This is a genomic window from Mesorhizobium sp. M5C.F.Cr.IN.023.01.1.1 (assembly GCF_003997585.1).
Taxonomy (GTDB): Bacteria; Pseudomonadota; Alphaproteobacteria; order Rhizobiales; family Rhizobiaceae; genus Mesorhizobium; species Mesorhizobium wenxiniae.
In genome coordinates this window covers 1-5722 of record NZ_RZSU01000196.1, presented here as the reverse complement: position 1 = coordinate 5722, position 5722 = coordinate 1, and the positions used below count along the sequence as shown (strand labels likewise).

At 61.6% G+C, this 5722-nt stretch carries 5 protein-coding genes; 2 read left to right on the top strand and 3 right to left on the bottom strand.

What is annotated here, in order from left to right:
* Positions 1 to 56 precede the first annotated feature (56 nt).
* Entirely contained in the window at positions 57 to 1244 is a 1188-nt protein-coding gene (locus tag EOA78_RS34835) for a Gfo/Idh/MocA family oxidoreductase (RefSeq protein WP_127320192.1), read from the top strand.
* Between the two features lie 38 nt (positions 1245 to 1282).
* The gene (locus EOA78_RS34830) at positions 1283 to 2170 is read left to right on the top strand and encodes a sugar phosphate isomerase/epimerase (RefSeq protein WP_127320190.1); all 888 of its coding nucleotides are present in this window, start codon (positions 1283 to 1285) and stop codon (positions 2168 to 2170) included.
* Here EOA78_RS34830 and phnE (EOA78_RS34825) read toward each other — a convergent pair.
* The 3 genes from phnE (EOA78_RS34825) to phnD form a co-directional block, all read right to left on the bottom strand.
* Positions 2158 to 3708: a phosphonate ABC transporter, permease protein PhnE gene (phnE, locus tag EOA78_RS34825; protein WP_127320188.1), complete on the bottom strand. Its 1551-nt coding sequence runs from the start codon at positions 3706 to 3708 to the stop codon at positions 2158 to 2160. The two genes, EOA78_RS34830 and phnE (EOA78_RS34825), sit on opposite strands and share 13 nt — an antisense overlap.
* Before the next feature lie 4 nt (positions 3709 to 3712).
* Positions 3713 to 4687: a phosphonate ABC transporter, permease protein PhnE gene (phnE, locus tag EOA78_RS34820; protein ID WP_127320186.1), complete on the bottom strand. Its 975-nt coding sequence runs from the start codon at positions 4685 to 4687 to the stop codon at positions 3713 to 3715.
* A gap of 72 nt (positions 4688 to 4759) precedes the next feature.
* Complete coding sequence (gene phnD, locus EOA78_RS34815; RefSeq protein WP_127320184.1) at positions 4760 to 5668, bottom strand: phosphonate ABC transporter substrate-binding protein; 909 nt, start codon at positions 5666 to 5668, stop codon at positions 4760 to 4762.
* Positions 5669 to 5722 lie beyond the last annotated feature (54 nt).

The window sequence follows — 5722 nt, the reverse complement described above, 5'->3', positions numbered from 1 at the left end:
CTCTTCGGGCCACCCTCCCCTAAGGGGGAGGGGTATTTCAGACGAGGGAGAAAATAATGGTCAGCGCATCGAAATCGGAAACGGGAGGCGGCCCGATCCGCTACGGCATGGTCGGCGGAGGGCAAGGCGCCTTCATCGGTGCCGTGCACCGGATCGCGGCGCGCATGGACAATGAGTTCGTGCTGGTGGCAGGTGCCTTATCGTCGGATCCGGCGCGTGCCAAGGCATCGGCCGAGGAGCTCGGGCTCGATCCGGCGCGCAGCTACAGCTCGTTCGCCGAGATGGCCAAGGCCGAGGCCAAGCGGCCGGACGGCATCGAGGCGGTGGCCATCGTCACGCCCAACAATGTCCATGTGCCGGCGGCGAAGGCGTTTCTCGAGGCCGGCATCCATGTCATCTGCGACAAGCCGTTGGCGACGACGCTGGCCGAGGCAAAGAAGCTGGCGGCACTAGTTGAAAAGACCGGCAAAGTGTTCGTGCTGACGCATAATTACACCGCCTATCCGATGGTACGGCAGGCGCGCGAGATGATAGCCAAGGGGCAGCTCGGCGACATCCGCATCGTGCAGTCTGAATATCCGCAGGACTGGCTGACCGAGGACCTCGCCGCTACCGGCCAGAAGCAGGCGGCCTGGCGCTCCGACCCCAAGCAGGCGGGTGCCGGCGGTGCGCTGGGCGACATCGGCACGCATGCCTACAATCTCGCGCGCTTCGTCTGCGGGCTGGAGCTCGATTCACTTTCCGCCGATCTCGACGCCTTCGTGCCGGGGCGGCAACTCGACGACAATGTCAACGTGATGCTGCGCTTCAAACCGGTCGGCAAGTCGCACCCGGCCAAGGGCATGATCTGGGCGAGCCAGGTGGCGCCCGGCCACGAGAACGGGCTGAAGCTGCGCATCTACGGCTCGAAGGGCGGACTTGAATGGGTGCAGGCCGACCCGAACTATCTCTGGTACACGCCGTTCGGCCAGCCGAAGCAGTTGATCACCCGGAACGGCGCCGGCGCGCTGCCCGTCGCCGGGCGCGTCAGCAGGGTTCCGTCAGGCCATCCGGAAGGCTATCTCGAAGGCTTCGCCAACATCTACCAGGAGGCGGCCCGCGCCATCCGCGCGGCGCGCCGCAAAGGCGGCAAGCCGGCTAAGGATGTTATCTTCCCGACCATCCAGGACGGCGTCGAAGGCATGGCCTTCATCGAAGCCTGCGTGAAGTCGTCGAGGAAGAACGGGGCTTGGACGAAGCTCTGATTTAAGAAGCAGCAGTGGATCAAGGGGGAGGGGTGTCGATGAAAATCGGCATGTGCATGTTCTTGTGGACGACGGCCGTGTCGAAGAAACACGAGCCACTGCTTAGGGAGATCAAGGCGACCGGCTTCGATGGCGTCGAGATACCGATCTTTGCCGGCACGCCGGACGACTACACAAAACTTGGCGAACTGCTCGACCGCATCGGGCTGGAGCGCACCGCCGTTTCAGCGATGGGCAATCCGGCGATGAATCTGATCTCGGCCGATGGCGCAACGCGCAAGGCCGGGATCGACTATATGAAATGGGCGATTGACTGCTCAGCTGCGCTCGGCGCCAAAACGTTGAGCGGCCCGCTGCATTCGACACTGGGCGCCTTCTCCGGCAGCGGGCCGACGGCGGCGGAGAAGAAGCGCTCCGTTGCTTCGCAACGCGCCATCGGCGACCATGCCGGCAAGAGGAACGTCACCATCGGGCTGGAGGCGCTCAACCGCTTCGAATGCTACCTGCTGAACACGATGGACGATCTGTCCGAGCATGTCGACGCAATCGACCGGCCGCATATCAAGGCGATGTACGACACGTTCCACGCCAATATCGAGGAGGCCGACCCGATCGGCGCCTATACGCGCAACCATAAAAATGTCGTCCATATCCATATTTCGGAGAATGATCGCGGTGTACCTGGGCGCGGCCACATTCCGTGGAAGGAGACGTTTTCGGCCATCCGCAAGAGTGGCTATGACGACTGGCTGACGATCGAGGCCTTCGGCCGCTCGCTGAAGGATTTGGCGGCGGCAACCAAGGTCTGGCGCGATTTTTCGGAAAGCCCGGAAGCCGTCTACCGCGACGGCTACAAGCATATCAGGAGTGGCTGGAAAAAGGCTGGTGCGCTGAACGCAGCCGGGCCTTCCTCTCAGGCGATCTGAGCTGCGGCCGAACGGGCGGAAACGCGCCGCTCATCGTTGCCGTTTCCGACTGTCCCCATCAGTTTGCGGCGGAGAAAACTGGAAATGTTGTCGAAGATAAAGACGACAACAAGGATCAGCAGAACCATGTAGAAAACATTGGCCCAATTGGTATTGGTGCGCATGGCCTCCCACAATTTCAGACCGATGCCGCCGGCGCCGACAGCCCCTATGATCGTCGCTGACCGGGTGTTCGATTCCCAGAAATAGAGCGATTGGCTAAGGAATACCGGCAGAACCTGGGGCAGCACGCCGTAGCGCTGCACCATTGCCGGCGTGGCGCCAACCGAGCGGATGCCCTCGCGCTGCTTGTCGTCGATGTTTTCCAGTGCCTCGGAATAGAGTTTGCCGAGGGTTCCGGTGTCGGTGAAGAAGATGGCCGACATGCCGGCCAGCGGTCCCGGACCGAAGCCGCGTGTGAAGAACAGCGCCCAGATCAGCATGTCGACCGAGCGCAGGAAATCGAAAAAGCGTTTTGTTGCCTGGTTGGCGATCCGGCTCGGCGTGACGTTGCGTGCAGCCAGAAAGGCGAGCGGAAAGGCGACGATCGAGGCCAGCACCGTGCCGACAAAAGCCATGACGATGGTTTGCAAGAGTTTCAGCCAGACGTCTCCATGCTGCCATTCGGCGTTGTTGAGGATGTTGTCCCAGGCGAGTGCCGCGTTCGACCGTGACGGGTCGATGCGTACCCCGAAGACGACCAGTGAAGCGACCTCGCCGAACGGCTTTCCCCAGAATGGCGAGTTCGTGTCAAAGACGAAATTGGCCCAGCCGAAGAAACGTCTCCAGGCGACGACTTCGTCATTTTGCACCTCTGCGCGACCGAGAAATCCAAAAGAGACGTAGGCTGTCGAGCCTGGCCTGCGTTGCTCGATCCAGTCGGGCAGCGGTGTGCGCGGCGTGACAGAACCGTCCTTGGCAATATCGAAGATGACGCTTTCGGCGCCGCGCGTCACGGTGACGAGGTTTGGGGTGATGGCGATCCGGCCATTGCCAAGGGTGACAGTCGCCGCCACAACGGCGTTTTCGCGCACCGTTTCAGGTGCCGCCGGAGCGGATTGGCCCAACGGGGCGGCCGGGTTCTCGGCAGTCCGCGCGCCGGGCGCCATGAACGAATCCTGCGATGACTTGTTGGTCGAGATCGCCGGTGCCGGCGCTGCCTCGACCCGCCGCTCGATGACGGCCATCTGCTTGGCCACCCAGTCGGGATCTGGATTGGATCCCAGTTTGGAAAAGCGGGAGTAGTCGATCGTCAGATAGTTATCTTTGAACTCGATGTCGGGCCGGATTTCGTAAGACACCCAGTCGGCGAGATAAGCGCCGGCAAGGTTCCAGTTCGCCTTTTCGAGCACGCTGGCGACTGAGAAGAACCACGAACAGTAGAAGGTGTAGAGAATACAGAGAAGGATGCCGATCGGGGTGGCATAGCGCCTCCACAGGGAGCGCCGGAACGCGTCTGGATGGCGAGCGGCGATGTCGTTGATGGCTTCGGCGTTCATTCCGTTACTCTCCGCGCCCGTATGCGAACGCTTGCCGGCCGACAAGACGGTGTCTCAGCCACGCCGAAAACTGATCGACGGCAACAATCGTGCAGAACAGCAGGAAGACGATGGCGAGGGTCTTGGCCTCATGGCCCCGGCTGATCGAAAGACGCAGGGATTCGCCGATGCCGCCGGCGCCGACGGCGCCGAGAATGGTCGAAGCGCGCACATTGATCTCGAAGCGGAGCAGGAAATAGCTCATGAAGTTGGGCAGGACCTGGGGCACGATGCCGAACCACACCCGTTCGACCCAGTTGGCACCGAGGGCGCGCAAGCCTTCTTCAGGCTTCATGTCGACATTCTCGACCACCTCGAAGAACATTTTTCCGAGTGCGCCGACGGTGTGGATGCTGACCGCGAGGATCGCCGGAATCGGTCCGAGCGAGAAGACCGCCAGAAAGAAGCCGGCGATGACGATTTCCGGAAAGGCGCGGACAATTTCAAGGAAGCGGCGCGTGGCGAAACGGAGCCAGCGGCTGGCCGTGATATTGCCTGCAGCGAGGAAGCAGAGCAGGAAACCGAATGTGGCGCCCACCAGCGTTGAAAACAGAGCTATGTTCAGCGTCTCGATCATCCGGTGGAAATACTCCGGAATGTAGATGCTCTGGGTCAGGTAGACCCGGCCTTCGGGGTAGTCGAATTTGAGGCTGCCATCGTCATAGGGGGACGGCAGGTCGAACAGCGCGCGCACCGGGTCGAACCAGTCGCGCGGCTTCAACTCGGCGAAAAAGTCGGCGACGTAAGGAAGGCGGTCGAAAAACTTTCCGGCGTTGGTTTCGTTGGCGAACCAGAGCGAGCCAGAGAGTGCAAGAAACAGGAAAACCAGGCCTCCGATCGTGTAAAGGCGCCGGCGGGCGGCGAGGTCGCGCCAGTGCCGCTCGACTGTGGCTCCCTCCGGTGAGAGCGCAGGCGCTCGGTATACGTCGGTCGCACTCATCGATAGATCCCCGGCCCTGATGCGGCAACGCCGCCGGCGGCACATGGCCCCGGCGGCGTTGTGGCAGTTTGATTACGAGCCGATCTTCGCCTTACGGGCGTCGATGATCGGCTGATAGAATTCCGGGGTGACCGGCGAATAGCCCTTGTAATCGCCGCCTTGTATCGCCGAGAAACAGGCCGGGTCGGTTTCCGGAAGCTTGGTGAGGAAATCGGTGATCTTCTGCTTGGCGCCGGCGTCGATCGACGTACGCACGACCAGCGGGCCATTCGGGATCAGCGGCGACTGCCACAATTCGACAAGGTCGTCCATCTTGAGCACGCCCTTGTCGACCATCTTGCGAAGATTGCCCGAGCTGTAGCCGTCGTTAAACTCGCCGACGCCGGAGGCCCAGGTGGTGCCGGCATCGAACGTGCCTTTCAGAACTTCAAGGACGAGCTGTTCGTGGCCGCCGCCGAAACCGGTCGACGCGAAGTAGCTCTTCACATCCATGCCGATGTCCTTGGGCAGTGAGGTGACCGGGATCAGATAACCAGAAGTCGAATCGGGATCGGCGAAACCGAGTTTCTTGCCCTTCATGTCGGCGAGCGTCTTGATGCCGGAATCAGCACGGGCAACCATGACCGAATGGTAGCCGGTCGAACCGTCGGTCTGAACCGTCGTCAGGATCGGCTGAACCGCGTCCTTGTTTTCGAGATAGATCTTGGCGTAGCCGGAAGCGCCCAGTTCGGCAAAGTCAAGCGTGCCGCCAAGCAGGCCCTGGATGACGCCGTCGTAGTCGGCGGCCGGGAACAGCGAAACTTTCTCGACACCGAGGACTTCCTTGATGTGGTCGGCGAAGCACTGGTAGTTGCGCAGACGGTCGGCTTCGTTCTCGCCGCCCAGAATGCCGACGCGGAATTCCTTCAGGTCCTGTGCCTGAGCCGCGCCCATCGTCATGGCGATGGCCGAAACAGCACCGAAAAGCATCTTTCTAAACATTTCGCATCTCTCCTGTTGGTTCCGGCATCGCGCCGGCAGCGTTCGAAGTGTGAC